Annotated in this window: 23 protein-coding genes; 14 read left to right on the top strand and 9 right to left on the bottom strand. The window is 69.0% G+C overall.

Features of this window, described 5'->3' with window-relative positions:
- Positions 1-98: 98 nt before the first annotated feature.
- Entirely contained in the window at positions 99-1,220 is a 1,122-nt protein-coding gene (locus QE397_RS14375; protein ID WP_307095469.1) for a citrate synthase 2, read from the bottom strand.
- A gap of 143 nt (positions 1,221-1,363) precedes the next feature.
- On the opposite strand from QE397_RS14375, the gene pdxH reads away from it, so the two are divergent.
- Positions 1,364-1,975 carry a pyridoxamine 5'-phosphate oxidase gene (gene pdxH / locus QE397_RS14370; protein WP_307097562.1) on the top strand — a complete coding sequence of 204 codons (612 nt, stop codon included), beginning with the start codon at positions 1,364-1,366 and terminating at the stop codon, positions 1,973-1,975.
- The gene (locus QE397_RS14365) at positions 1,972-3,234 is read left to right on the top strand and encodes an MFS transporter (RefSeq protein ID WP_307095468.1); all 1,263 of its coding nucleotides are present in this window, start codon (positions 1,972-1,974) and stop codon (positions 3,232-3,234) included. The genes pdxH and QE397_RS14365 overlap by 4 nt, the downstream gene beginning before the upstream one ends.
- Here QE397_RS14365 and QE397_RS14360 read toward each other — a convergent pair.
- Complete coding sequence (locus tag QE397_RS14360; protein ID WP_222627767.1) at positions 3,225-4,142, bottom strand: NAD-dependent epimerase/dehydratase family protein; 918 nt, start codon at positions 4,140-4,142, stop codon at positions 3,225-3,227. The genes QE397_RS14365 and QE397_RS14360 overlap by 10 nt on opposite strands.
- A 98-nt stretch (positions 4,143-4,240) precedes the next feature.
- Between QE397_RS14360 and QE397_RS14355 the strand changes: the two genes are divergently transcribed.
- On the top strand, positions 4,241-4,939 hold the full coding sequence (locus QE397_RS14355) for a TetR/AcrR family transcriptional regulator (protein WP_307095465.1): 699 nt from the start codon (positions 4,241-4,243) through the stop codon (positions 4,937-4,939).
- Here the strand turns inward: QE397_RS14355 and QE397_RS14350 are convergent.
- Positions 4,926-5,672, bottom strand: coding sequence for a CPBP family intramembrane glutamic endopeptidase (locus QE397_RS14350; RefSeq protein ID WP_307095463.1), 747 nt, complete (start codon positions 5,670-5,672; stop codon positions 4,926-4,928). The two genes, QE397_RS14355 and QE397_RS14350, sit on opposite strands and share 14 nt — an antisense overlap.
- A 53-nt stretch (positions 5,673-5,725) precedes the next feature.
- Between QE397_RS14350 and QE397_RS14345 the strand changes: the two genes are divergently transcribed.
- Genes QE397_RS14345 through QE397_RS14335 form a run of 3 tightly spaced genes read left to right on the top strand, consistent with a single transcriptional unit; the run spans position 5,726 to position 8,983 of the window.
- Positions 5,726-6,700 (top strand): aldose 1-epimerase family protein, encoded by a 975-nt coding sequence (locus QE397_RS14345; RefSeq protein ID WP_307095461.1) that lies wholly within the window; start codon positions 5,726-5,728, stop codon positions 6,698-6,700.
- On the top strand, positions 6,697-7,623 hold the full coding sequence (locus tag QE397_RS14340; RefSeq protein WP_307095459.1) for a carbohydrate kinase: 927 nt from the start codon (positions 6,697-6,699) through the stop codon (positions 7,621-7,623). The genes QE397_RS14345 and QE397_RS14340 overlap by 4 nt, the downstream gene beginning before the upstream one ends.
- A gap of 52 nt (positions 7,624-7,675) precedes the next feature.
- Entirely contained in the window at positions 7,676-8,983 is a 1,308-nt protein-coding gene (locus QE397_RS14335) for a citrate synthase (protein ID WP_037183979.1), read from the top strand.
- A gap of 37 nt (positions 8,984-9,020) precedes the next feature.
- Here the strand turns inward: QE397_RS14335 and QE397_RS14330 are convergent, their stop codons facing one another.
- The gene (locus QE397_RS14330; RefSeq protein WP_027504210.1) at positions 9,021-9,818 is read right to left on the bottom strand and encodes a carbon-nitrogen hydrolase family protein; all 798 of its coding nucleotides are present in this window, start codon (positions 9,816-9,818) and stop codon (positions 9,021-9,023) included.
- Positions 9,819-9,877: 59 nt separating this feature from the next.
- Here QE397_RS14330 and QE397_RS14325 point away from each other — a divergent pair, with 59 nt between their 5' ends.
- Positions 9,878-10,519: a GntR family transcriptional regulator gene (locus QE397_RS14325; RefSeq protein ID WP_307095457.1), complete on the top strand. Its 642-nt coding sequence runs from the start codon at positions 9,878-9,880 to the stop codon at positions 10,517-10,519.
- Here QE397_RS14325 and QE397_RS14320 read toward each other — a convergent pair.
- Positions 10,516-11,877, bottom strand: a complete 1,362-nt coding sequence (locus QE397_RS14320; RefSeq protein ID WP_027504208.1) for an MFS transporter — start codon at positions 11,875-11,877, stop codon at positions 10,516-10,518. The two genes, QE397_RS14325 and QE397_RS14320, sit on opposite strands and share 4 nt — an antisense overlap.
- Positions 11,878-11,978: 101 nt before the next feature.
- Between QE397_RS14320 and QE397_RS14315 the strand changes: the two genes are divergently transcribed.
- Together QE397_RS14315 and QE397_RS14310 are read left to right on the top strand one after the other, a co-directional pair.
- On the top strand, positions 11,979-12,665 hold the full coding sequence (locus QE397_RS14315) for a DUF2848 domain-containing protein (RefSeq protein WP_027504207.1): 687 nt from the start codon (positions 11,979-11,981) through the stop codon (positions 12,663-12,665).
- Positions 12,666-12,735: 70 nt separating this feature from the next.
- Positions 12,736-13,092, top strand: coding sequence for an FKBP-type peptidyl-prolyl cis-trans isomerase (locus tag QE397_RS14310; protein WP_027504206.1), 357 nt, complete (start codon positions 12,736-12,738; stop codon positions 13,090-13,092).
- Between the two features lie 25 nt (positions 13,093-13,117).
- Here QE397_RS14310 and QE397_RS14305 read toward each other — a convergent pair whose 3' ends face one another.
- Positions 13,118-14,437, bottom strand: a complete 1,320-nt coding sequence (locus QE397_RS14305) for a sensor histidine kinase KdpD (protein WP_197027712.1) — start codon at positions 14,435-14,437, stop codon at positions 13,118-13,120.
- Positions 14,434-15,141, bottom strand: a complete 708-nt coding sequence (locus QE397_RS14300) for a response regulator transcription factor (RefSeq protein ID WP_027504204.1) — start codon at positions 15,139-15,141, stop codon at positions 14,434-14,436. Before QE397_RS14300 ends, QE397_RS14305 begins: the two co-directional genes overlap by 4 nt.
- Positions 15,142-15,373: 232 nt before the next feature.
- Here QE397_RS14300 and QE397_RS14295 point away from each other — a divergent pair, with 232 nt between their 5' ends.
- The 3 genes from QE397_RS14295 (at position 15,374) to QE397_RS14285 (ending at position 20,032) form a co-directional block, all read left to right on the top strand.
- The gene (locus QE397_RS14295) at positions 15,374-17,551 is read left to right on the top strand and encodes a glutamine synthetase III (protein WP_027504203.1); all 2,178 of its coding nucleotides are present in this window, start codon (positions 15,374-15,376) and stop codon (positions 17,549-17,551) included.
- A 151-nt stretch (positions 17,552-17,702) separates the two neighbouring features.
- Entirely contained in the window at positions 17,703-18,638 is a 936-nt protein-coding gene (locus QE397_RS14290) for a triacylglycerol lipase (protein WP_307095454.1), read from the top strand.
- Positions 18,639-18,676: 38 nt separating this feature from the next.
- The gene (locus QE397_RS14285) at positions 18,677-20,032 is read left to right on the top strand and encodes a deoxyribodipyrimidine photo-lyase (protein WP_307095453.1); all 1,356 of its coding nucleotides are present in this window, start codon (positions 18,677-18,679) and stop codon (positions 20,030-20,032) included.
- A gap of 13 nt (positions 20,033-20,045) precedes the next feature.
- Here QE397_RS14285 and QE397_RS14280 read toward each other — a convergent pair whose 3' ends face one another.
- Entirely contained in the window at positions 20,046-21,929 is a 1,884-nt protein-coding gene (locus QE397_RS14280) for a propionyl-CoA synthetase (RefSeq protein WP_307095451.1), read from the bottom strand.
- Positions 21,930-21,971: 42 nt separating this feature from the next.
- Between QE397_RS14280 and QE397_RS14275 the strand changes: the two genes are divergently transcribed.
- Entirely contained in the window at positions 21,972-22,652 is a 681-nt protein-coding gene (locus QE397_RS14275; protein WP_222640862.1) for a GPP34 family phosphoprotein, read from the top strand.
- Positions 22,653-22,817: 165 nt separating this feature from the next.
- Positions 22,818-23,348 (top strand): CGNR zinc finger domain-containing protein, encoded by a 531-nt coding sequence (locus QE397_RS14270; protein ID WP_027504199.1) that lies wholly within the window; start codon positions 22,818-22,820, stop codon positions 23,346-23,348.
- On the opposite strand, the gene QE397_RS14265 is transcribed toward QE397_RS14270, so the two are convergent.
- The gene (locus QE397_RS14265; RefSeq protein ID WP_307095447.1) at positions 23,329-24,816 is read right to left on the bottom strand and encodes a carboxyl transferase domain-containing protein; all 1,488 of its coding nucleotides are present in this window, start codon (positions 24,814-24,816) and stop codon (positions 23,329-23,331) included. The two genes, QE397_RS14270 and QE397_RS14265, sit on opposite strands and share 20 nt — an antisense overlap.
- Positions 24,817-24,836 lie beyond the last annotated feature (20 nt).

Here is a 24,836-nt window from a genome sequence, read left to right as displayed (position 1 = left end):
ACCGCTCGGCTACGCGCGCAGGACGAGAAATGCGCGAAACACCGTGCGGTGCGCGCGGCGGAAACCCGGGCACCCAGCAACTGGGCACCCCACCTACCTCACGCGATGGTGCCCCACCCCTCGACGCTCTCGGGGGAGCGCGGTGCGGGGCCGGTGTAGATGGCGGCGGGACGCACGAGCTTGCCGAGGCGTTTCTGTTCGAGGATGTGGGCGCACCAGCCGGCGGTGCGGCCGCAGGTGAACATGGCGGGCATCATGTGCGCGGGTACTTCGGCGAAGTCGAGGATGACGGCGGCCCAGAATTCGACGTTGGTCTCGATGGCGCGGTCGGGGCGGCGTTCGCGCAGTTCGGCGAGTGCGGCCTGTTCGAGGGCGGCGGCGACCTCGAAGCGGGGTGCGTTCAGGCGCTGCGCGGTGGCGCGGAGGACGCGGGCGCGGGGGTCCTCGGCGCGGTAGACGCGGTGCCCGAAGCCCATGAGCTTCTCTTTGCGGTCGAGGATGCCCTTGACCAGTGCCCGTGCGTCGTCGGACTTCTCGACTTCCTTGATCATGGGGAGCACGCGGGCGGGGGCGCCGCCGTGGAGCGGTCCGGACATGGCGCCGATGGCTCCGGAGAGGGCGGCGGCGACGTCGGCTCCGGTGGAGGCGATGACGCGGGCCGTGAAGGTGGAGGCGTTCATGCCGTGCTCGGCGGCGGAGACCCAGTAGGCGTCGATGGCCTCGGTGTGGGCGGGATCGGGGTCGCCCTTCCACCGAGTCATGAATCGTTCTGTGACGGTGGAGCACTGGTCGATTCGCGTCTGCGGCACGGCCGGCTGGTAGATGCCCCGCGCGGACTGGGCGACGTAGGACAGCGCCATGACGGAGGCGCGGGCGAGGTGTTCGCGGGCGGTGTCGTCATCGATGTCGAGGAGTGGCTCGTAGCCCCAGATCGGTGCGAGCATCGCGAGTCCGGCTTGGACGTCGACGCGGACGTCGCCGGTGTGGATGGGGAGGGGGAAGGGTTCGGCGGGCGGTAGTCCGGGGCCGAAGCGTCCGTCGACGAGCAGTGCCCACACGTTGCCGAAGGTGACGCCCTTGCCGACGAGGTCCTCGATGTCGACGCCGCGGTAGCGCAGTGCGCCGCCGTCCTTGTCGGGTTCGGCGATGTCGGTGGTGAAGGCGACGACGCCCTCGAGTCCGGCGACGAAGCCCTCCGGTACCACTGTTTCCTGGGCCATGAAGATCCCTCGTTCTCCTGTGTCCGCGGACCCCGCTTTCGTGCGTGGACCTGCACCTCACCGCACCCTAGTGGGTAGCGCGGGCCGCACCGTACTCCGGGAGTAGCGTCTGCGCGGTGACCGAGAACATCGACCTGGCGGATATGCGGGTGGCGTATGGCGGGGACGACGATCTCGAGGAGAGCGACCTCGCCGACGGCTGGCTCGCGCTCGCCCGTGTGTGGTTGCAGCAGGCGATCGACGCGCGTCTGCCGGAACCGAATGCCATCACACTCGCGACGGTGGACGCGGACGGCCGACCGGCGACCCGCACGGTGCTGTGCAAGGAGTTGTCGGAGTCGGGTGTCATCTTCTACACGAACTACGGATCCGCGAAGGCCCGCCATCTCGAGTCGACGCCCTTCGCATCGGCGACGTTCCCGTGGATCGGCATCCAGCGCCAGCTCACGGTGCGCGGACCGGTCACGCGGGTGAGTGCCGACGAGACGGCCGCGTACTGGGCCACCCGGCCGCGGGGGTCGCAGCTCGGTGCGTGGGCGTCGCAGCAGTCGAGCCCCATCGGATCGCGCCAGGATCTGGAACAGCAACTCGCCGACGTGACGGACAGGTTCGAGAACGAGGACGTGCCGGTGCCTCCGAACTGGGGCGGCCTCCGCATCGCGCCCGAGTCCGTGGAGTTCTGGCAGGGCCGGAACAACCGTCTGCACAACAGGCTGGTGGTCACGGCGTCCGGCGTCGAACGTCTGCAACCGTGAGACTTCTCGCCGACACCACTCCTCTCCAGAATCCCGATTATCGACGCCTGTGGGCCTCGGGCGTCGTCACGGTCATCGGCGCCCAGCTCTCGGTCGTCGCTGTGCCGCAACAGATCTTCCAGATCACGTCGAGCTCGGCGTACGTAGGACTCGCGGGTGCTTTCGCGTTGGTTCCGCTGGTCGTGTTCGGGCTGTGGGGCGGGGCGTTGGCCGACGTGATGGATCGGCGCACCCTGCTGATGATCACCACGGTGGGGATCGGCGCGACGTCGTTCATGCTGTGGCTGCAGGCGCACCTGGGGCTGAACAACGTGTGGATCGTGTTGGTGCTGCTCGCCGTGCAGCAGGGCTTCTTCGCGGTGAACCAACCCACGCGCAGCGCCATCATCCCGCGCCTGATTCCGTTGCGGCAGTTGCCCGCTGCCAACTCACTCAACATGACGGTGTTCAACTTCGGTGCCATCGCGGGCCCGATGCTGGCCGGTGCGTTGATTCCGGCGTTCGGGCTGCCGACGCTGTACCTGCTCGACACCATTGCGCTGTCGGTGACCCTGTGGGCAGTCGCGCGACTGCCGAAGATTCCGCCGACGGGGGAGTCCCGACGCGCGGGTCTGCGCGAGGTGTTCCAGGGGTTCGCCTACCTGGCGACGCAGAAGGTGCTGCTCGCCTCGTTCGTCGTGGACATCATCGCGATGGTGTTCGGGATGCCGCGCGCACTGTTCCCCGAGGTGGCCACCGAGACGTTCGGTGACCCGGCCGAGGGTGGACTCGTCCTCGGACTGCTGTTCGCGTCGCTGTCGGCGGGCGCGGTGCTGGGCGGAATCTTCTCGGGGTGGTTGCCGCGCGTGCAGCGTCAGGGTGTCGCGGTGATCGCGTGCATCGTGGTGTGGGGCGGCGCGATGATCGGGTTCGGCGTCTCCGTGGCGCTCGCGACCGTCGGTCAGCGAGGGTGGGCGCTGTACCTGGCGCTGGGCTTCCTGGCGATCGGCGGCGGCGCCGACATGATCTCCGCCGCGTTCCGGAGTTCGATGCTGCAGTCCGTGGCCACCGACGACATGCGTGGCAGGTTGCAGGGAGTCTTCATCGTGGTGGTCGCGGGCGGCCCGCGGGTGGGCGACGTCCTGCACGGCGCGGCCGCCTTCATGGTGGGTACCGCGGCCGCGGCGGCGGGCGGCGGGGTGCTGGTCATCGTCGGCGTGATGATCGCGGCCCTCGCCATCCCGGCCTTCGTCAAGTACCGCGTCACGGCTCACACCTGAGCGGTGCGGCGGCACACCTCCGCCCAGGGAGTGGGCTCGATGCCCAGCATCTGCTGTGACCGCGTCGAGTCGAGGACGTAGGGCGCGGTGCGCTGGTAGGACAGCTGGTTCAGCTCCCGCAGCATCGGTACGGCGAGACCCGCAGCCCGCGTGATCACGCGGGGTACGACGCGTACGGGCACCGGGGGTCTGCCCACGGCCGCGAGTGTGTCGGTGATCGCCTGCCGCAGTGTCACAGCGGGATTGGTCGGCGCATGCCACACCTGACCCCATGATTCGGGAGTGTCGACGGCGGCGATCAGTGCCCGCGCCTCGTCGAGGACGTCGGTGAACGAGTGCGGCACGTCGGCCGCATCGATCGCCCATACTGCCTTGCCGTCGAGCGCAGCGGGGAGGAGGCGCGTGACGTGGCCGTTCGCGCCCACTCCCGTTCCCACGTAGTCGGATCCGCGTACCTCGACGGCGCGCAGAGAACCGGCGCGGTGAGCGTCGGCGAGATCCGCCCACATCTGGGCTCGCAGCACACCCTTGTGGTCGGTGGCCGCGTCGGGCATTCCCTCGCGCATGACACCGTCGGCGACGGGCCCGTACGGGTAGAGGGTGCCCGTGACAGCCAGGACGGCGCCTGTCCGTTCGGCAGCGGTGCGCAGCGACCGCGCCAGAGGGGGCCACACCTGATGCCACTGCGTGTAGTCGCTCGGGTTGGCGCAGTTGTACAGCGCGACGGCACCGTCCGTGAGGGCGCTGAGAGCGTCGGCGTCGGAGGCGTCGAGCGTGGCGGAGGTGACGCCGGGGGCCGTGGTGCCGCGACGGGAGACGAGAACGACCTCGGAGCCGCGGTCGGCGAGCAGGCGGGCGACGTGGGTACCGACGGGGCCGGCCCCGACGACGACGTGACGATCGGACATGGGAAACACCTTCCGTAGTGGAGAGCACCGCTCTCGCCACAACTATGAGAGCACCGCTCTCGAAAGTCAAGAGCGGTGCTCTCGGTTACTGTGAAGGCATGCCCACGCCTCGGGAGACCGCCCGCACGGAGACGATGGCCGCGATCCTCGGCGCAGCTCGGACCCAGCTCGCCGACATCGGACCCGCGGCATTATCCCTGCGCGCCGTGGCGCGGGAGATCGGCATGGTGTCCTCGGCCGTCTATCGCTACGTGGCGAGCCGGGACGAGCTGCTCACGGCACTGATCGTGCAGTGCTACGACGAGCTGGGTGCGGCCCTCGAGGATGCGGATCCGCAGGGTGGGAAGCCTGTCGACCGCTGGGTCGCGGTCTGTGACGCACTGCGATCGTGGGCCGCGGCGCACCCGCACGAGTACGCGCTGCTGTACGGCTCGCCCGTGCCCGGCTATCGAGCGCCGCAGACGACCGTCGGTCCGGCCACGCGCCCGACTCTCGTGGTGGTGAGCATCGTCGTCGACGCGCATCGGTCTGCACCGCCGGTCCGTATCGAGCCCGACAACTATTCACCGGCGCGCGACTTCGTCGTGCAGCACTTCCGCGAGACCCGCGGGGAGGACGTGAGTGGCGTGATGACGCCCGACCTGGTGGCCCGCACATTGTCGGCGTGGATCACGGTCTTCGGCGCGGTGTCGTTCGAGCGTTTCGGCCATCTGGTCGGCGTCACCGAGGACACCGGCGCGTTCTACGCCGACATCGTGCGGAATCTCGCCGCGACGCTCGACCTCAGTGGAAGGTGACGTGCCACACCGCGAGTGCGGCCAACGCGCCGGCGCCGTTGAGTGCCCAGTGCAGACCGATGGGAGCGAGGATGCTCCCGCCGCGATGGCGCAGCCAGGTGAAGACGAAGCCGGCGACGGTGGTCCCGGCGACGGCGCCGCACACCCCGATGATCTGGCCGAACAGTCCGGTTCCCAGCACGGCGGAGAACCCGTCGTTGCCCACTGTCAGGCCGAGTGACGACGCCACGTGCCACAGGCCGAAGAGCAGCGAGCCGATGACGGCGACCGCGCGAATGCCGAAGCGCCGCGACAACTTCGCGTGCAGGACGCCGCGGAACGCGAGCTCCTCGGGAATGACGGTCTGGAGCGGGATGATGACGAGGGCCGCGAACAGCGTGGCGCCGACGTTGACGCCGTACCGCTCGTTGAGGAAGGCGCTCTGGGTGAGGGGGATCGAGGCAGCGATGGCCACCACCACCAGCGTGAGTCCGGCCGCAGCGGCGCCGTGACGGGCTCCGCGCCCGATGTTGCTCAGCCCGAGGTCGCTCCACTGGACGCCGCGCGCACGAGCGAAGGCGAGCAGGATAAGGGCGCCGACCGGCACCGCGGCGACCGCGATGGGAGTGGGCGCGAAGTGTGTGGTCAGGTTGAAGACCACAAGGGCGGCGACGACCACGACGATGTCGACGAGGGTCCTGTCGAACCAACGGCGGGATGTCACCGGTTCGGTGGCGACGACGACTGTGGACACCCGATCCACCGTACAGAGAACGGCGCGTCACATCAGGGCGGTAGCGTGCTGCCATGGTCGACGACGCGCCATCCGCCCTGTCCCATTCGCTGCGCCACGGTGCGTACAGAGCCGACGTCGCCGCCACCGGTGCGGGACTGCGAGCCCTCGAGCATGCCGGCCGGCGGCTCACCGAGACGTGGGACGCGGGCAGGCCGGAGGCCGGTCGGGATCGGGTCGCCCTCAAACCCCCGTTGTCGGCGGGGCTTGTTCTCGCACCGTGGCCCAACCGCACGCGCGACGGCCGGTTCACGTTCGACGGTGAGACACATCAGCTCGAGATCACCGAACCGGCCCGGAACAACGCGAGTCACGGACTCGTCCGTCGACGGGAATGGGACGTCGCGGAGCGGTCCGACTCGTCGATCACCCACACCATCGACATCGGTGGCGAGCAGGGATGGCCGTTCGCGATGCGGCTGACAGCTCGGCACAGCCTCGGCGACGACGGATTGACCGTCACCCACACGGCCACGAACGTCGGGGATCGCACAGCGCCGTTCGGCATGGGCGTCCACTCGTTCGTCCGCGCAGGCGATGCGCCCCTGGACGAGTGCACGCTCCGACTCTCGGCGGGTGTGCGTCTCCCGCTCGACGTCGAGCGCAACCTGCCCAGCGGCGGCCCCGTGCCCGTGCAGGACACGGACCTCGACTTCGCTGCGGCGCGGAGCCTCGCCGGAGTCTGGCTCGACACCCCGTTCAGTGCCCTCGTCCCGGACGCGGACGGCATCGCGCGGCAGTACCTGACGCCGCCGGACAGCGCGGCCACCGTGCTGTGGACCGACGCGAATTTCCCGTGGGTGCAGGTGTTCACGGCGGATCCGGCGCACGATCAGGCCTACCCGGACCGCGGCCGCGCCCTGGCGATCGAACCGATGACGTGCCCACCGGACGCGCTGAACTCAGGGGTGGGGCTGATCGTGCTGGAGCCGGGGGAGACCTGGACCGGGAGCTGGGGCATCCGGGTGGACGACGGGAGCGCCTCGTGACGATCCTCGTGTGCGGCGAGGCGCTGGTCGATCTGGTGCCGGATCGCCAGGGCGGTGGTCCCGCGTTGACGCCGAAGCTGGGCGGCGGCCCGTTCAACGTCGCCGTCGCGCTCGGCCGCCTCGGTGCGGACGTGCAGTTCCTCTCCCGCATCTCCCGCGACCCGTTCGGCCGCGACCTGGTGGCGTGGCTGGAGGCGTCGAAGGTGGGACTCGACCTGCTGCAGCGTGGGCCGGAGCTGACCACGCTCGCCCTGACCGTGCTCGACGCGCACGGCGCCGCCGAGTACTCGTTCTATGCCGACGGCACCGCGGACCGACTCGTCGAGGCGCCCGCGACCATCCCCGAGTCGGTGACCGCGGCGTCGTTCGGCACGCTGTCGCTGCTCTACGAGCCGGGCGCGAGCGTGTACGCGGCGCTGCTCGCGAGGGTGCACGACGCCGGGGTCCTGACGATGCTCGATCCGAACATCCGCCCGGCCGCGATGACGGACGGCGACGGTTACCGCGCCCGGTTCCGTACCTGGTTTCCGTCGATCGACATCCTCAAGGTGTCGGTCGAGGACGCGGGATGGCTGGGGGAGGGGCCGCAGGGCACCACCGTCCGAGACTGGTTGGACGCGGGCGTGACGGCCGTCGTCGTCACGCGCGGCGGGGACGGACTGTCGGTGGTCACCACGGCCGGCGAGACAGTCGTTCCCGGTGTGTCGGTGCAGGTCGCGGACACCATCGGTGCGGGCGACACCGTCCACGGAGCGATGCTCCACCACCTGACGGAGCACGGCGTGCGCTCGTCGGCGGACCTTCTGCGACTCGATTCACACGCCTGGACGGCGGCTCTCACGTTCGCCGCGAAGGCAGCCGCCATCACCGTGTCACGACCGGGGGCGGACCCTCCCTGGGCGGACGAGGTCGGCGACGACTAGTTTTATCGAGACACCACAAGTTCCGTTACACCGAGCTCGAGAGGGACCCTTCGTGCCCGCTGAGAATGCCGACAACGCCGCCACCGCCAAGCTGATCTATCCCGGCGGCGAACACGAGATGACCATTGCGAGAGCGACCGAAGGCAACGACGGTATCGAGCTGGGCAAACTGCTCGCGAACACCGGGTACACGACGCTGGACGGTGGGTTCGTCAACACGGCCTCCACCAAGTCCGCCATCACGTACATCGACGGTGCCGAGGGCATCCTGCGCTACCGCGGATACCCGATCGACCAGCTCGCCGAGAAGTCGTCGTTCCTCGAGGTCAGCTACCTGCTGATCTACGGGGAGCTGCCCACCACCGTCGAGTTGGAGAACTTCACCGACCGCATCCGTCGGCACACCCTGCTGCACGAGGACCTCAAGCGCTTCTTCGACGGCTTCCCGCGCAACGCCCACCCGATGCCCGTCGTCTCGTCCGCGGTCAACGCGCTGTCCGCGTACTACCAGGACTCGCTCGACCCGAACGATCCCGAGCAGGTCGAGCTCTCGACGATCCGTCTGCTGGCCAAGCTGCCGACCATCGCCGCGTACGCGTACAAGAAGTCGGTGGGCCAGCCGTTCCTGTACCCGGACAACTCGAAGAGCTACGTCGAGAACTTCCTGCGCATGACCTTCGGTTTCCCGGCCGAGCCCTACGAGGCCGATCCCGAGATGGTCAAGGCGCTCGACATGCTGCTCATCCTGCACGCCGACCACGAGCAGAACTGCTCGACGTCGACGGTGCGCCTGGTCGGCTCGTCCGACGCCAACCTCTTCACGTCCATCTCCGGCGGCATCAACGCACTGTGGGGTCCGCTGCACGGCGGCGCCAACCAGGCCGTCCTCGAGATGCTCTACCGCATCCAGAGTGAGGGCGGCGACAGCGCCGACTTCCTGAAGCGGGTCAAGAACAAGGAGGACGGTGTCAAGCTCATGGGCTTCGGACACCGTGTCTACAAGAACTACGACCCGCGCGCGGCCATCGTGCGCAAGACGGCGCACTCGATTCTCGAGAAGCTCGGCACCAACGACGAGCTGCTCGACATCGCGATGAAGCTCGAAGAGGTCGCCCTGTCCGACGACTACTTCGTCGAGCGCAAGCTGTACCCGAACGTCGACTTCTACACGGGTCTCATCTACCGCGCCATGGGCTTCCCCGAGCGCATGTTCACGGTGCTGTTCGCCCTCGGCCGCCTGCCCGGGTGGATCGCGCACTGGCAGGAGATGCACCAGGACCCGAACGCCAAGATCGGCCGCCCCCGTCAGATCTACACGGGCTACACCGAGCGCGGCTACGAGGGCATCGACGGCCGCTGATCGGCCCCGCCCCTCGCGACACCCCCGACGCGGTGCGTCAGAACTTCCGGTTGGCCAACACCGGCAGGTTCTGGCGCACCGCGTCGATCTCGTTCGGGTCGATGTCGAGCGTGAGCAGACCGGGCGCCGCGCCGAGCTGGTCGAGCACGTGGCCGGTGGGGGACACCACCATCGAGTTGCCGACGCCCACGGGTGCCGAGCCCGAGATCTCGATACCCGACTCGGCGGGGTCCGCCTGCCCGCAGGCCGCGAGGAACGTCGTGGAGTCCAGTGCGCGGGCGCGGGCGAGCAGTGTCCACTGATCCACCTTGCCGGGGCCGCGGCCCCACGACGCGGCGACGACGGTGAGCAGGGCGCCGCGGTCCGCGAGGGTCTGGAAGAGGCCGGGGAAGCGAATGTCGTAGCACGTCGCGAAGCCGACACCCACGCCGTCGATGTCGACGACCACCGGCTCGGTTCCCGGTGCGACGGTGTCGGACTCGGCGAAACCGAACGCGTCGAACAGGTGGATCTTGTCGTACGACGCCTCGACGCCCCCGCCGGTGATCAGCAGGGTGTTGCGCACCCGCTCGTCACCGCCGACGGCCGGGGTGAACATGCCGGCCGCGACGGTGATGCCCGCGTCGTCGGCGATCTCGCGCACCGCGGTGGCCCAGGGGCCGTCGAGCGGCTCGGCGACGTCGGCGATCGATCCGCCGAATCGGCGCATCGTTGCCTCGGGAAGGACGCACAGCCGGGCGCCCGCGTCCACAGCGTCACGGACGGACGAGCGCACCAGGTCGAGGTTCTCGTTCGGATCGCGGGACGCGGTGATCTGGGCGAGGCTGATTCTCATGCGGTGCTCCTGACGTCGGCGTGCGGGGTGTCGAGGGTCGTGACTGGTATACACACAGTATGCAAGAACAGTCCGGTCGCGAGCGTGCCTATGTCTATCTCCGCGACCGCGTGCTGTCCGAACCGGCGTTCACGGGCACGTTCCTGAACGAGGGCGAGCTGGCGTCGCAGATCGGGGTGTCGCGCACCCCGGTCCGAGAAGCGTTGCTGCTGTTGGTGTCCGAGGGTCTCATCGAGATGGTGCGCGGCCGGGGCGCGTACGTGCCGCCGATGTCCGGGCGCCAGATCGGTGAACTGATGGACCTGCGCGGCGTGCTCGAACGGCACGCCGCGGAGAAGGCGATCGACGCCGGGAACGTACCCATCGCGGCGATGACGGCCACTCTGGAGTCGCAGGAGGCTCTGGCCGCCGGTGCCGCCGAGGATCACGCCCGAACCTTCATCGACCTCGACGGTACGTTCCACCAGGAACTGATCGACTCCGCAGGCAGCGAGTTGCTGTCCCGGACGTACGCCGGGCTGCGGGCTCGGCAGTTGCGTGCCGGGTTGTCCGCGCTGTTCGGCGCTCCCGACCGCAAGCGCCAGGTGTGCACCGAGCATCGCGCGATCGTCGACGCGTTGGCCTCGGGGGATCTGGCCGCGGCGTCCGCGCAGATCTATGCACACCTGGACGTCACCATGCGAATCCTGCTGCGCGGCTAGCTCTCCCGCGCCGAGAGCTGCTCGGCGCCGAGGTTCTGCGCGACGTAGCTCTCCTCCTCCGCGGGATCGGGACCACGGCCGAGTGCCAGGCCGAGGACGGTGAGCACACCCATCGCCATGATGTAGACGAAGACGGGCACCCAGCTGTCGGTGCGGTCGAGCAGGAACGTGAACATGAGCGGAGCGATCGCGCCGCCGAAGACGCCGGCGATCGTGTACGCCAGCGAGGCACCGGTGGAGCGCAGGCGCAGCGAGAACTGCTCCGTCACGAACGCGGCCTGCGGCCCGTACATGAACGAGTGGAACGTCAGTCCGACGACGACGCCCAGGACGAGCATGCCGAACGAGCTGCCGCCGATGAGGATGAAGAAGACGGCCACCCACACGACGCCGCCCACGGCGGCGACGGCGTAGAGCAGTCGCCGGTTCACGATGTCGGACAGTGCGCCCGCCAGCGGGATGGTGGCCAGCTGGAACGCCGAGCCGATGAGGATGGCCGTGAGCACCTCGCTGCGCACGAAGCCGAGCTTCTGCACGCCGTAGGTGATGGAGAAGACGGTGAAGAGGGCGTAGATGACGTCGGGCGCGATGCGCGAGAGGATCGCGGCGACCAGGGGGCGGCGCTGCTCGCGGAACACCTCGGTGATCGGTGCCGCGGGTCGGTCGCCGCTCTCCTGCAGCGCCTTGAACACCGGGGTGTCCTCGAGCTTCAGGCGGATCCACAGTCCGAAGCCGACCAGAACGGCCGACAGCAGGAATGCCACGCGCCAGCCCCACGACTCGAACTGCTCCTCGGTGAGGGCGAAGGTGAGGGCCGCGAGAGCGCCGTTGGCCATCAGGTTGCCGGCGGGCGGGCCGATCTGCGCCGCGGACGACCAGAATCCACGCTTGCGCGGATTGCCGTACTCACTCGAGAGCAGGACGGCACCGCCCCACTCGCCGCCGACGGCGACGCCCTGCGCGAACCGCAACGCCACCAGGATGATCGGCGCCGCGACGCCGATGGTCGCGTAGCCCGGCAGCAGTCCGATGAGGAACGTCGTGACGCCGATGAGCAACAACGTGATGACGAGCAGCTGTTTGCGTCCGATGACGTCGCCGAGGCGGCCGAAGACGAACCCGCCGATCGGTCGCGCGACGTACCCCACGGCGTAGGTCGAGAACGCGAGCAGCGTTCCCGTCAACGGGTCGCTCTCCGGGAAGAAGATGATGGGGAAGATCAGTGCGGCCGACGCGGAGTAGACGGCGAAGTCGTACCACTCCAGTGCCGTACCGGTCAGGCTGGCAGCGAAAGCCTTGGTCAGCGCAGTCCGGTCGGGACGCACCGCCCCTCGGCCGTCGGGTGTCGTGCCGTCCATGGGATGTCCTTTCGGGTGTCGTGGTTCATATACTTGCTGTATACAAGACGTATGCGCAACCCCTCGAGCGCTTCCGAAACAGAGAAGTAACAGGAGAAATGATGACGACACTGACCTTCGAACTTCCCGACGGTTCCACCGAGTCGGTCACCGTGACCACACTCCTGAACGCCGGGTACGCGGGCCGTGACCAGGCCGAGGTCGCGTCCCACATCGCCGAACTGGCCGAGCTCGGCGTTCCCGCACCGACCACCATTCCGGCGATGTACCCCATCTCGCCCTACCTGGCACAGCAGACCTCCGAGGTGCACGTCCAGCACGGACACACCTCGGGCGAGGCGGAGTGGGCACTGGTGATCACGGGTCCCACCCGCGACGACGTGCTGCTGACCGTCGCGTGCGACCACACCGATCGCGATCTCGAGGTGCACAGCGTCGCGTGGAGCAAGAACGCCTCACCCGACGTGCTCGGCACCGGGGCCTGGCGGCTCGCGGAGGTGGCCGACCGCCTCGACGACATCACGCTGCGCGCGTGGGTCGGAGACGACGAGACCCTGATCCAGGACGGCACTCTGGGCGATCTGCTCTCGCCCGATCACTGGCTCGACGTCCTCACCGAGCGGGGGCTCTTCCGGGCGGGCACGGTGCTGATGTCCGGCACGGTGTCGATGGTTCCGGGGGTGGACCAGTTCGCGAGCGCGTGGAAGGTCGAGCTGCGCGACCCGGCGACCGATCGGACTCTGACCTGCGCCTACCGCACCGTCGCCATGCCGTCCCCGATAGGCTGAGCGCAGTCACGTTACAGTCGATCGGTACAGGACATCGTCGTTCGGTATCAGTCGACTACAGGAGTTCATCGTGACCAAGCCCGAGATCGAGTTCCAGGCCGGCCCCCCTCCTACCGACCTCGTGGTCCAGGACATCACGGTCGGTGACGGCGCGGAAGCCGTTCCCGGCGGCACCGTCGAGGTCCACTACGTGGGCGTCGAGTTCGAGAGTGGCGAGGAGTTCGACTCGTCCTGGAACCGCGGCGAGTCCATCACCTTCCCGCTGCGCGGCCTCATCCAGGGCTGGCAGGACGGCATTCCCGGCATGAAGGTCGGCGGACGCCGTCAGCTCACCATCCCGCCGGAGCTCGCCTACGGCCCCGCAGGCGCCGGACATCGGCTGTCCGGCAAGACCCTCGTCTTCGTCATCGATCTGCTGAACGCCTGATCTCTGCTCCGCAGATTCGACGGGCTCACGCCACGTCGAGCACCAACCTCGCACCGCCCAGCGGGCTCGCCTCCAGATGCACAGTTCCACCGTGCAGGTGAGCCTGCTGGGCGACCAGTGCGAGCCCGAGTCCGGATCCGCCCGCCGCGGCTCGTGATCCGCGCTCGAAGCGTCCGAAGACACGTTCCCGCTCGTCCTCCGGGACGCCGGACCCGTTGTCGTCCACGCTGATTCGCGCACCCTCCGCCGTGCGCGCCACGCTGATCACCACGGTCGTCGCGCCGCCGTGACGCACGGCATTGAGCACGGCGTTGTCGAGCGCCAACCGTAGTCCCGTGGGATGGCCCAGGGCGGACACCGGCCCGTCGGCCTCCACCCGCACCCGCGTCTCCGGCAACGTCCGCGCGGCGTCCCGTGCGACGAGGTCGGCGATCTCCACGACGTCCACGCTCACCCGGTCCGCGTCGGTGGTCAGCTCTCCGGTGGCCAGCCGTTCCAGCGCGGCGAGAGTCGATTCCACCCGGCCCTGCGTGCGCTGGAGGTCGTCGAGAATCTCCTGCCGCTGCTCGGCCGAGAGATCGAGCGTGCGCAGCACCTCGATGTCGGTACGCATGGCGGTCAGCGGCGTCCGCAGCTCGTGCGCCGACACGGCGGCGAAGTCGCGAGCCGTCTCGAGGGCGCTCTCGGTGCGCGCCTGGGCGTCCGACACTCGCTGCAGCATGTCGCCGACGGCGGCCGCGAGGGCGTCCGCCTCCCGCACACCCGTCGACTTGCGGGGTGGTGTCGGCGGGTCCTTCGCGACGTCGTGCGTGAGCCTCATCAACGGGCGCACTGCCCGTCCGCCGAGGATCCAGCCGAGTGCCGTCGACGCGCCGACCGCCAGAGCGCCGGCCTGCAGTACCTGCCGCTGCTGGTCGTCCGTGATGTCCTGCGCCTCCGACAACGGCACCGCGATGGACACGGTGACGTCCGTCCGGTCCGGCACCGCGGCGGTGTAGACGCGGAACGGGGTGCCGTCGACGTCGGCGGTCGCCGAACCGAGCGGCATCGCGGGGAGCTGCGGCTGCGTACTTGCCCGCACCTGATCGGTCTGCCTGATCGTGATGGCGAAGGCCTCGGACCTGCTCAGGCTCCCGAGGAACATCTCGAACGTCTGCGCACGCGGCACCACCACCTCGGACGCGGTCTCGAGCCGACGGTCGAGCTGCAGGATGTTGTTGCGGGAGATGGCCGCTGCGACGTACCAACCGACGAGCGAGACGATGATGAGGGCGCCCAGGGCGGTGGCGGCGGCCACGCGGGCGCGCAGCGAGAAGACCCGGGAGGGCCGGAGGCCGGTCGTCATGAAGCCGTGCGCAGGACGAAGCCGACGCCGCGGACGGTGTGCAGGATCCGTGGCACCCCACCGCTCTCCATCTTCCGGCGCAGGTACCCGACGAAGACGTCGACGACGTTGGTGTCGGCCACGAAGTCGTACCCCCACACCAGTTCCAGGAGCCGCTCCCGGCTGAGCACCACTCCGGCGTTGTGCGCGAGGACGGCGAGGAGTTCGAACTCGCGCTTGGTGAGGTCGAGGGGCCGCCCGTCGATGGTGGCGCGGTGGCCCGGCTCGTCGAGGCTCAGCGGTCCGACCACCACGGCGGCAGTGGCCGGGACGCTGGTACCGATGGTGCCGCGGCGGCGCAGCATCGCGTTGATGCGTGCCACCAGTTCGGCGAGGACGAACGGCTTGGTCAGGTAGTCGTCGGCGCCGGACTCGAGGCCCGCGATGCGGTCGTCGACGGAACTGCGCGCGCTCAGGACGCACACCGGGACGTCGTTGCCGCGGGCGCGCAATGCGGTGACCACGCCGTTGCCGTCGAGGACGGGCATGTTCATGTCCAGCACCACGACGTCCGGATCCTGCGCACCGACGAGGTCGAGAGCGGCGGCGCCGTCGCGAGCGGTGAGCACGGTGAACCCGGACAGCCGCAGTCCGCGCTCGATCGAGGCCAGCACGTCGACGTCGTCGTCCACCACGAGGACGGTGGGCTGGTCCGGAGCGGTCATCCGTCGATTGTGCCGGAACGCCCGTGGTGTGCGGATACGCCCCGCGCCGCGGGAGTCGACCTGTGTGCAGTGATCCGCGCTCACCGCGGATCACTGCACACAACCGGCCGGGCCGGGAACGATCGCGGTGGTCACGTCTGCGCAATCTTCCCGGAACAGAGCGTCTCTATCGTCTCTCGAAGCCGTCGGTGCATCCAGCGCGGTCGGGGTCGAGCATGCAAGGGGTATCACGATGAGCGCGAACACGGTCCGTCTCCAGGCTCTGCGAGCGGTCGAGGCGTACCAGCCTCCCGCCGTCAGCTACACCGACACGGAGACTCCGGGTCAGGTCTTCGGCGAGAACGTGTTCAACCGTGTGGTGATGCAGAAGCGCCTGCCGAAATCGGTCTACAAGTCGGTGATGAAGACGATCGAGCACGGTGCGCCGCTCGATCCGATGGTGGCCGACGCGGTGGCGTCCGCGATGAAGGACTGGGCCATCGAGAAGGGTGCGACGCACTACGCGCACGTGTTCTACCCGCTGACGGGTTTGACAGCGGAGAAGCATGACAGTTTCCTCGAGCCGGTGTCGGACGGTTCCGCGTTGGCGGAGTTCGCCGGCAAGACGCTGATCCAGGGTGAACCCGACGCTTCGAGTTTCCCGAACGGCGGTCTGCGCAACACCTTCGAGGCGCGTGGTTACACGGGGTGGGACGTCACCAGCCCGGCGTACGTCCTCGAGAATCCGAACGGCAACACGCTGTGCATCCCGACGGTGTTCGTGTCGATGACCGGTGAGGCACTGGACCACAAGACGGGTCTGCTGCGCTCCCAGCAGGCGATGGGCCGGCACGCCGAGCGCATCCTGACGCTCTTCGGACACGAGGACCCCGAGCACGTCGTGTCCTTCTGCGGACCGGAGCAGGAGTACTTCCTCGTCGACCGGCACTTCTTCCTGGCGCGTCCGGATCTGCTCAACGCGGGGCGCACCCTGTTCGGTGCGAAGCCGCCCAAGGGCCAGGAGTTCGACGACCACTATTTCGGCGCGATTCCCGAACGCGTCCTGGGCTTCATGATGGACACCGAGCGCGAACTGTTCAAGCTCGGCATCCCGGCCAAGACCCGGCACAACGAGGTGGCGCCCGGACAGTTCGAGATAGCGCCGATGTTCGAGCGCGGCAACATCGCCGCGGATCACCAGCAATTGCTCATGACGACGTTCAAGACCATCGCCAAGAAGCACGGCATGGAGATCCTGTTCCACGAGAAGCCGTTCGAGGGCGTCAACGGGTCGGGTAAGCACGTCAACTTCTCGTTGGGCAACTCCGAGCTCGGCAGCCTCCTGGTCCCGGGGGACACCCCGCACGACAACGCACAGTTCCTCGTCTTCTGTGCTGCGGTGATCCGCGCGGTGCACAAGTACGCCGGGCTGCTGCGCGCATCGGTGGCGTCGGCCACCAACGATCACCGACTCGGCGCGAACGAGGCTCCGCCGGCCATCATCTCGATCTTCCTGGGTGACCAGCTCGCCGACGTCTTCGACCAGATCGCCAAGGGTGCGGCGACGTCCTCGAAGGGCAAGGGCACCATGATGATCGGGGCGGACACGCTACCCGTGCTGCCCACCGATCCGGGCGACCGCAACCGTACGAGCCCGTTCGCGTTCACCGGCAACCGATTCGAGTTCCGCGCCCCGGGGTCGATGCAGACGGTGAACGAGCCGATGGTCGTCATCAACACGATCATGGCCGAGTCGCTCGACCACATGGCCACCGAGCTCGAGACGGCGGTCGCGGACGGGGTCGACTTCGACACCGCGGTTCAGAACCTGTTGACGCAGATCATCACCGACCACGGCGCTGTCGTCTTCAACGGTGACGGGTACTCGGAGAACTGGCCCATCGAGGCGGAGGCGCGGGGTCTCGCCAACCTGCGCACGACGCTGGACGCATTGCCGGAGCTCATCACCGACGAGGCACTGGCCCTCTTCTCGAAGTACGACGTGTTCAACTCGCGAGAGATGCACAGCCGCTACGAGATCGGGCTCGAGCAGTACGCACTCACCATCGGTGTGGAGGCTCGGTTGACGCTCGAGATGGGCACCACCATCGTGCTGCCGGCGGCAGTGCGGTACCAGACGGAGGTCGCCCAGAACCTGGCCGCGCTGCAGGCGGTGGGCGTGGAGATCGACAGGGCACCGCTGGACACCGTGTCCGTGCCGCTCGCGGCTCTGCGGGCCGGGCTGGCGACGCTGAAGGGCGCGCTGGACGCCGACACCGGGCACGACGCGCTCGGCGAGGCCACCCACGCCAGGGACGCACTCCTTCCGGCCATGGCGGAGGTGCGGGCGGCGGCCGATCAGCTCGAGGACATCGTCGCCGACGACCTGTGGCCGCTGCCGACCTACCAGGAGATGTTGTTCGTCCTGTGATGCACGCGGCGCGCTGGTGACATTCACTCGAGGCGTGCCGAATGTCCGTTTTCCGTGCGGCACCACCTCCGGCGGGCGGTAGCTTCCCCGTCGGGGGTGATGCGGCATGGGGTCGTCGGGATCAGGATCGTCAGGGTGGAATGCAGGGTCGTTGTTCGCGCTACCGGTTCGGGTCGGGTTGGTCCTGACCGCGGTGGCGGCGACGGTGGTGGTCAGCGCCGTCACCGCGGTCGCAGCGCCCGCCGACCCGGCCGTCGGCTCCACCTACGCGTGCAGCGGCGACGTCGCGGGTGCGGCGGAGGACCCTGTGGTGTTGGTGCACGGCACCTGGACGAACAGTGTCGAGGACTTCGGCGCGGTGCTCGAACCGTGGCTCACGCAGACCGGTCGACCGTTCTGCACGGTGGAACTACCTCGGCGCGCGACGGTCGACGTGCAGATCAGCACCCGCTTCGTCGTGGACGCCGTGCTGCGCACCGCGAACACCCGCGGTGCCCCGGTCGATCTGGTCGGCCACAGCCAGGGCGGAACTCTCGCGGCGTGGGCGGTGAAGTCCGATCCCGAGGTCGCCGCGGTGGTGGACGACGTGGTCGGGCTCGCTCCGGTGGGTGCTCCGCAGGACACCGATGCGGTGTGCGCGGCGCTGGGCGGCTGTGCGGCGCCCATCTGGCAGTTCTCGGAGGGTTCCGACTTCATGGCCGCACTGACGTCGACGCCGTTCCCGGCGGGCACGTCGGCCACCACGATCTCGACGGCGTTCGACGAGCTGGTGCGACCGGCCCCGGCCGCCGGCGCGATGGCCGGGGCGTCGAACCTGGTGATCCAGGACGTCTGCCCCCTGAAGTACGTCTCCCACGTCCTGCTTCCGTCGGACGCCACGGCGATCGCGATGCTGGCCGACGCGTTGGACAACGACGGCCCGGCCGTCGAGTCGAGGGTGGGCACGCAGAGTTGTCTCCAGCTCACCCCGCCCGGAACCGATCCGCTGGGCCCGCTGCGTACCGCGCCCACCGCCATCGCCGGCCTGGTGGACGCGCAGATCCAGACGCAGGTGCTTCCGGCCGAGCCGGCCTACACCGGACCCTGACGTTCGGCCGGGGCGCGGAACGGGTACGAACGTCTGTCATGAGCTCTTCTGCACCCTCCGTCCTGTGGTTCCGCCGCGACCTGCGCCTCGGTGACCACCCGGCACTGGCCCACGCCGCCGAGGACGGCCGGGACGTGCTGGCGCTGTTCGTGCTCGACGATCACCTCCTCGGCCCGTCGGGTGCCGCGCGCCGCGACGTGCTGTTCCGGTCGTTGACAGCGCTGGACGATCAGCTCGGCGGCCGCCTGATGGTGGTGAAGGGCGATCCGGTGGCCGCGGTTCCGGCCGTGGCGAAGGCCGTGGGAGCGGGCGCCGTGCACGTGAGCGAGGACTACGGTCCGTACGGTCGACGCCGCGACGACGCCGTCGCCGAGAAGGTCGACCTGGTGCGGACGGGGTCGCCGTACGCGGTGTCGCCCGGCCGCATCGTCAAGGACGACGGCGAGGGTTTCAAGGTCTTCACGCCGTTCTACCGCCGCTGGCAGGACCACGGCTGGCGCGGCCCCGCCGACACCTCCGCGTCGTCGGCGTCGTGGATCGATCCGGACGACGTGTCGGGCGGCCGCAAGCGAGTGACCATTCCGACGGAGAAGACCCGTGCGGACGTCGAGGCCGGCGAGCAGGCGGCGCTGTCCTCGTGGGCGGACTTCCGCGACGACCGTGCGACCGGGTACGACGACGAGCGCAACCGTCCGGACAAGGACAGCACCAGCCGGATGTCGGTGCACCTGAAGTACGGGACCATCCATCCGCGCACCATGCTGGCCGATCTGGCCTCACTGAAGAACGACGGCTCGGAGGCGTACCGACGCGAGTTGTGCTTCCGAGACTTCTACGCCGACATCCTCTTTCGCCGACCGGACAGCGCTCGGGAGAACTACGACAAGAGGTTCGACAAGATCGAGCTCGACTCCGGGCCGCACGCGGACGAGCTCTTCCAGGCGTGGTGCGACGGCACGACGGGCTTCCCCATCGTCGACGCGGGCATGCGCCAACTGGTCTCGGAGAACTGGATGCACAACAGGGTGCGGATGATCGTCGCATCCTTCCTGGTGAAGGACCTGCACCTGCCGTGGTGGCGGGGTGCACGCTTCTTCCTGCAGCACCTGATGGACGGCGACATCGCCAGCAACCAGCACGGGTGGCAGTGGACCGCGGGCACGGGAACCGATGCGTCGCCGTACTTCCGGGTGTTCAACCCCACGACGCAGGGCGAGAAGTTCGACCCGAACGGCGACTACGTGCGTCGCTGGGTTCCCGAGCTCCGCGGTGTCGAGGGTAGAGCCGTGCACGCTCTGAAGAACGGACGGCCGGAGGACTATCCCGAGCCGATCGTCGACCACAAGCACGAGCGGGAGGAAGCGCTCCGACGCTTCGGCGCGCTCAAGTCTTGACTGTGCGGTCCGTTCAGGGCCTGAAGAGGGCCGCCAGGGCGTCGAGCACGGACGCGTCCTCGATGGTCGACGGCACCACCACCTCTTCGCCGTCGACCATCTGGCGCATCGTCTTGCGCAGGATCTTGCCCGAGCGTGTCTTGGGCAACGCCTGTACGACGGTCACGTCACGGAACGTGGCAACGGCGCCGATGTCCTCGCGAACGGCCGCGACGAGTTCGGAGCGCAGGGTGTCGTCGTCGATGTCCACGCCGGTCTTGAGCACGACGTAGGCGCTGGGGCGTTGACCCTTCGTCTCGTCGTGGATGCCGATCACGGCGCACTCGGCGACGGCCGGGTGGGCGCCGACGACGGCTTCGATACTGCCCGTGGACAATCGGTGCCCCGCGACGTTGATGACGTCGTCGGTGCGCCCCAGGACGTAGACGTAGCCGTCCTCGTCGACGTAGCCCGAATCGCCGGTGAGGTAGTACCCGTCGAACGCGGCGAGATACGACGACAGGAACCGGTCGTCGTCCTGCCAGAGTCCGGCGAGTGTGCCGGGCGGCAGGGGAAGTTCGAGCACGATGTTGCCCTCGGTGCCGGCGGGTACCTCGGCCCCCGAACCGTCGACGATGCCGACGTGGAACCCGGGCACCGGCACCGTCGGTGAGCCCGACTTCAGCGGCATCGGTTCCAGCCCGCGGAGATTCGCGCAGATAGCCCACCCCGTCTCGGTCTGCCACCAGTGGTCGACCACCGGTCGGTCCAGGATGCGGGACGCCCACGCGAAGGTGTCCGGATCCAGGCGCTCGCCGGCGACGAACAGGGTTTCCAGGGACGACACGTCGTGATCGCGCAGCAGCGCGGCCTCCGGATCGACCTTGCGTACGGCGCGCAGTGCCGTGGGCGCCGTGAACAGCGCACGCACCCCGTACTCCTCGATCACTCGCCAGAACGCGCCCGCGTCGGGGGTGCCGACGGGCTTGCCCTCGTACAGCACCGTCGTCGCTCCGGCCAGCAACGGGCCGTAGACGATGTAGCTGTGGCCGACCACCCAGCCCACGTCCGAGGCGGTCCACATGACCTGGCCGGGTCCGACGTCGTAGATGTTGGTCATCGACCAGCGCAGCGCGACGGCGTGTCCGCCGTTGTCCCGGACGACGCCCTTCGGCTTCCCGGTGGTGCCCGACGTGTAGAGGATGTAGAGCGGATCGGTCGCCGCGACCGACACGGGATCCGCGGGGGTCGCGGCGTCGAGTTCCCGGTGGAAGTCCAGCCAGTCGCCCGGTGCCTCGATGTCGATCTCCGGTCGGCGCGTGAGGAAGACCGCACGCGGGGACGACGTCGACATGGCGAGGGCCGCGGCGACGGGTGTCACGTAGTCGACGGTGCGTCCGGGTTCGAGACCACCCGTGGCGGTCACGATCGCGACGGGATCCGCGTCGTCGATGCGCGCGGCCAGTTCCTTAGCGGCGAACCCGCCGAACACCACCGAGTGGACCGCACCGAGGCGCGCACAGGCGAGCATCGCGACGACGGCCTCCGGGATCATCGGCATGTAGAGCACGACGCGATCACCCGCACCGACGCCGCGAGCGGCGAGCGCCCCCGCGAAGCGGGACACCCGGTCGAGGAGTTCGGAGTAGGTGAACGACACGCGAGCGCCCGTCATGGCGGAATCGTGGATCAGCGCGGTCCGATCGCCGGCACCGGCCGCGACGTGGCGGTCGAGCGCGTTGACGCACGTGTTCAGTCGACCGTCCGGGAACCAGCGGTGGAAGGGTGCGTTCGACGAGTCCAGGGCGATGGTCGGCGCGACGTCCCAGTCGATCGCCCGCGCCGCCTCGAGCCAAAAGGCGTCGGGGTCGGCGGCAGCGGTGTCGTAGGCCTGGCGGTAGGCGCCCGATTCGGTCATGAGCCGACTGTAATCTCGGCCGCACTTCCGTAAGGTCGAGACATGACCCTGATTGCCGAGGATCTGCTGCTTCTTCTGCTGGACGACGGAACGGGCAAGCCCGTCGTCGACAGCACCAAGCTGCCGCGGGTGCTCGCCGGCGCGGTGATCCTCGAGCTCGCGATGGACGGCACCGTGTCGGTGGCCGGCGACAACGAGACGACGAAGAAGGGCCGGCTCGCGGTGTCCGGCGCTCGAACTGTGTCGGATCCGATACTCGAGCGGGCCGTGGAGGCGATCGAGACGGCCAAACGTCCGATGACGCCGAAGTCGGCCGTCGAGAAGTTGCACAAGGACATTCGCGAGCAGGTGGTCGCCCGCGTCGTCGAGCGGGGGTTCGTCGGCGAAGAGAAGGGCAAGGTCCTGGGGCTGTTCCCCACCACCACGTGGCCGACGCTCGATTCGTCGCACGAGGACCGGGTCCGCGAGACGCTGCACTCCGTCCTGATCGACGGTCTCGATCCCGATGCGCGGACGTCCGCGGTGGTGGCGTTGCTGTCGGCGATCGACGCGACGCACAAGGTCTTTCCCGATGCGGACAAGCGCGCGGTGAAGAACCGTGCCAAGGACATCGCGCAGGGGGAGTGGGCGAGCGATGCCGTGCGCAAGGCGGTGCAGGACGTCTACACCGCGGTCACCGTGGCGGTGATGGTTCCCGTCATGGCCGGTACGTCGGGGAGCTGATCCCGACCGCTTCCTGGACCGGGGTCTCCCGGGTGACGCGGTGCCGTCCGCAGTGGCACCGGTGATAGACGACGGTGCCCTCGCTGGTGCGGTGGCGGGACTCGACCGTCCATCGATGCAGACATTCCACGGTGCTCATGACGACGAGTCTGCTGTAATGGTCTTGTGCACCTCAACCCTTACGGAGAATATGCGGTCCGGCTGGCCGTCGACATCGTGAACTCGCCCCCGACCGATGCGGTCGAGTTCGAGAGTCGGTGCCTCGAAGCGGGCATGTCCGACGACACGGTGGCCATGCACACCGATCTGGCTCGGGCGGAGGTGTTCTTCGAGGAGTGGCTCGGCGTGGTCGATGCGCCGACGCACGAGCAACGGGCGCTCGCACTGAACGCGTTGCTCGCGCAGACCTCGGCATACCCGAGGTTGACGAACCACGCCGACGACGGCTGGCACCTGCACTACCGGGATCCGGATCTGCCGCTCGCGGACGTCGTGCGCGCGCTGGTGAGCGTCGGTACCGCGCTGCATCTGGTGGGCCGCGGCATGCACCGTCTCGGTCGGTGTTCGGCGGACGACTGCGACCGTGTCTACGCCGACTTCTCCCGTACCGGTCGCCAACGGTACTGCGGCACGGCCTGTTCCAACCGCGACGCGGTCCGGCGGCACCGCGCGAAGGCTACTGCCCCAGCATCCTGAACCGACGCAGTCGCTCAGACTGTCGGACGCCCGGGTCGAGGGCGGTGACGGTGTCGAGTTCGCGGGCGATCGCAGTCCCGAGGCGACCCATGAACCGGTGCGGTTCGTCGGCGGCATCCGGGTCCTCGGGCACGATGGTGTCGACGATCCGGGCCGCCCGGAGGTCGACGGGCCGGATGCCCTGCGCCTCGGCCATCGCGGGCGCGTGCGCGGTGTCGCGGTGCACGATGGCACTCGCCCCTTCCGGCGGGAGCGGCGCCAGCCACGCGTGCTGCGCGGCCACGACGCGGTCGGCGGGAAGCAGTGCGAGCGCGCCGCCGCCGGTGCCCTGCCCCAGCAGTACCGACACGGTGGGAGTGCGCAGGGTGATCAGCGTCGAGATGCAGCGCGCGATTCCGGGAGCCAACCCGTGCTCTTCGGCCTCGCGTGACAGCGATGCGCCGAGCGTGTCGATCACCAGGACCAGCGGCAGGCCCAGTTGCTCCGCGAGGCGCATGCCGCGCAACGCTTCCCGGAGAGCGCCCGGACCCATGGTGTTCTCCGGGGTCTGCCCGGTGCGATCCTGCCCGAACAGGACGCACGATCGTCCGCGGAACCGGGTGAGGGACAGGGTCACGGTGGAGTCGAAGTCGCCGCGCCCCGTCCCGCTCAGCGGGATGTGATGAGAGACGTTCGCCGCCAGCAGCTCTCGCACACCGGGGCGGTCGTCGCGGCGACTCAGCAGGACCGAGTGCCACGCCGACACGGAGGTGTCCGCACCCTCGTCGGACGGTTGCGCGTTCTCGGGGGTCGCCTCCGGGTCGTCCTGCAGAACCACCAGGGCCCGTTCGAGGACGCCGCGGACATCGGCGAGAGGGACGACCGCGTCGATCACGCCGCAGCGGAACAGGTTCTCGGCCGTCTGCACGCCCTCGGGGAACTCCTGGCCGTAGAGGGCCTGGTAGACCCGCGGTCCGAGGAACCCGATGAGGGCACCGGGTTCGGCGAACGTGACGTGGCCGAGCGATCCCCACGACGCGAACACGCCGCCCGTCGTGGGGTGCCGGAGATGGACGAGGTAGGGCAGGCCGACGTCCTTGTGCAGGGTCACCGCCGCGGCGATCTTCACCATCTGCACGAACGCCGCGGTGCCCTCCTGCATGCGCGTGCCGCCGGAAGTGGGGGACGCGATCAGCGGAAGCCCCTCCGCCGTGGCCCGTTCCACGGCCAGGGTGATGCGCTCCGCCGCGGCCACACCGATGGATCCGGCGAGGAACGCGAACTCGCACACCACCACGGCGACGCGCCGCCCGCCGACGGTGCCCGCACCCGTCAAGACCGCCTCGTCCACTCCGCTCCGGGTTCGTGCGCGCTCGAGGTCGGCGAGGTACTGCTCGTCCGCCGCGACGACGAGCGGTGCCCGATCCCACGAGAGGAAAGTCCCGGGATCGAGCACCGCGTCGAGGAACTGCTGCGCCGTGGTCGTCATGCGCTCAGTATGGCGTGCGA

Source organism: Rhodococcus sp. SORGH_AS_0301 (genome assembly GCF_030818285.1).
Taxonomy (GTDB): domain Bacteria; phylum Actinomycetota; class Actinomycetes; order Mycobacteriales; family Mycobacteriaceae; genus Rhodococcoides.
The sequence above is the reverse complement of the archived record's forward strand: the minus strand, read 5'-3'. Positions and strand labels throughout refer to the sequence as shown.